The following is a 2,702-nucleotide window of genomic DNA, read 5'->3' as shown; positions in this document are numbered from 1 at the left end:
CCGGACGCCGATGACGACAAGCTCAGTAACCGCGAGGAATGGGCCAATGCCACCCATTTGCTCGGCAATTGTTCCGCCACCTGGCCGAATAAACTTCTGCCCAGCGACCCGGGCGTGATTACCGCGCCCCAGCCGAACGATCCGCACCCGCAGGACACGGACTGGGACGGCGTAACCGACAACGGCGAGAAAACACTGCTTTCAAATCCCTGTGCCTGGGATACCGACGGCGACTATCTGCCCGACGGCTGGGAATGGTATGCCGGCACCGATCCGCTGGTGAGCGACGCTTCGTCCGACCCGGACGGCGACGGCCTGCTCAATTACCAGGAATACTGGACCGGCGCGGTGCCCGAATGGCAGTTGTGCAATCCGGACTGGCAGGACAAAATTCTCTTCTGCATCCGCCGGGCCATGACCTGGGACCCGTTCAAGGCCCCGGACTGGGGCCGGGACGGCGCCGTGTTCATCCCGCCGGATTATATCTCCGACCCGTGCTTCATGCTGGTCAACAATGTCTACACGAATCTCGGCTATTTAAGAACCAACTATCCGGCCGCCAGTTCCTGGCCCGCGCCGTTGGACCCGTTAAAATTTCCCTATTACCACACCACTTTCGCGGGTGTTGCCAATACCAACAACGCTTTTGACAGCGACGGCGACAACATGGATGACGGCTGGGAGGTCTATCACGGACTGAACCCCCTGCGGGGCGCTTTCGGCCTGGATATTGATTACTTCAGCCTGCCGCGCGTGGTTCTTTTCGGCAACGTGGACGTGCCGGACGCCGATCCCGATACGCCCGGCTACCAGTTCGGATACGAGGGCAGTCCTTTCAATTCCCTGCTGGAATACATCCAGGCCGTGGAACCTTATCGTAACAATCCGGAAGCGAGGACTTACGCGATGTTGTCAATAGTCGGCCCCTTCAATTTCGGCCTGGACGGCATGGACCCGGACGGGGACGGTTTACCCAACCTGGAAGAATACAGCTATTTTACAAGCAGATATTTCTATCACACCGATCCCACCCCCATCTGGCGCACCGACCAGAATGACGTAAACAGTTTTATGCGTAAAAATTATGTGAAACCTTCCCTTTACAGAGAAGGCGGATATTGGTGGTCACACGGGTGGGACCTGCTCGCCAATTATCCTTTCCGGTTTGAAACGGTTGAGGGGTATGACAGCGATAACGACGGCGTGGGCGATTATGCCGAAATCAATTCCGCCGCGGAAGAATCAGGCGATAATCCGCTGGATGAACGCAACCCGGTCCGCAACCGCGCGCTTTATGTGAACGGCACGAATGATTTCGCCCGCCAGATTATTACGCGCAATCGTTTCGGGGGAAACACCCTGACGCGGTTCTGCGTGGAGGCCTGGGTCAAGGCGGATAATCCGCAGAAAACCGGCAACCAGGTCATTCTTGAAAAAGCCGGGCTTTACAATAACCCGCTTAATCCGGGGAGTTATATTGTCGGCGCCAATTTCCGCCTGGGACTCACCAATGGTCTGCCCTACATCCTTTATAACGGGCGCGGAAGTCTGCGCGCATACCAGGCCACGGCCCGGACCGCGAGCCGTCTCACCACCAATTGGACCCATATCGCCGGCTCTTACGACGGCGCAAAATTGTCAATCTATGTCAACGGCGAGGAAAGTTATTCCCTGCCCACGGCCGAATTGCCGGCCAACGGATTTAACGTGCTCTATCCCGACGGAACGTTTGACGCTACGGATCACACTTTGATAGTCGGCGCGCGCGATCAGCTTGCCGGAGGCCCGATTCCGGGGAGTTATCCTTACCCGATTGATTATTTCGGAGGGTGCATTGATGAAGTCCGCGTCTGGAACGGCGTGCATACCCGCGCCGAAATCCTGGCCAATAAAGACCGGCGGCTGACGCAGTCGGACATCACCAACAGCATGCCTTCTATTTACAATTATTTCACCTTTGACGACGTGCCCGATCCCGCCCGCGCGGGTGAAGGCGTTTTCCCCTCCGGAATGGACCAGGTCAGCTCCGACACGCATCCCGAAATTTCATGGTGGAAGAATTATTTTTACCGCTCCACGGTTTACACCGGCTCCGCTAATTCCTATAATTACATGGTTTATGCCAGCGACCATGCCTGGCACAGCCGGGCGGCTTCGCCGGCTTACGACGATTCTTACCACTTCAGCACCAATTTTTCCGGCACAAACGTTTTCCAGGCCCCGGAAGATTACGTGAACCCCGCCAATCCGTATCATGAAAATGTCTTTAACGCGAATTGGGTCTACGACCTTCTGCTCTTTGTCGGCGCGCGCAGCACGGCCACCAATTCGTGGCTGAGCGGCCTCGGCGACGACCCGGATTCAACCGATTCCGACGGCGACGGTTTGCCGGACTGGTGGGAGCAGATGTACGGGCTTGACCCGAACGATCCCAACGGCGAAAACGGCGCCTGGGGCGACCCGGACAACGACGGCCTCAACAACCGCGCCGAGTACCTGGCCGGCACCGACCCGAACAATTCCGACACGCACGGCACGGGAGTGGGCGATTACGACTACCATGCCGGTCTTTACACGCGGACCCTCGGCGAAATATACATGGACGGCGACGGCATGCCCGACATCTGGGAAATCCAGTACGGCCTGGACCCCTATCATTACGACGCCCACCTTGACAAGGACGGCGACGGCTGGAGCAATTA

The 2,702-nt window shown here is 57.5% G+C and carries 1 protein-coding gene; it reads left to right on the top strand.

Annotated elements, in window-relative coordinates:
• The coding region (locus PHP98_11430) for a hypothetical protein (protein ID MDD5484240.1) at nt 1-2,702 on the top strand (2,702 nt) is incomplete at both ends.

The sequence above is a fragment of the Kiritimatiellia bacterium genome (genome assembly GCA_028715905.1).
Taxonomy (GTDB): Bacteria; Verrucomicrobiota; Kiritimatiellia; order JAAZAB01; family JAAZAB01; genus JAQUQV01.
This window is presented reverse-complemented; position numbering and strand designations above follow the sequence as displayed.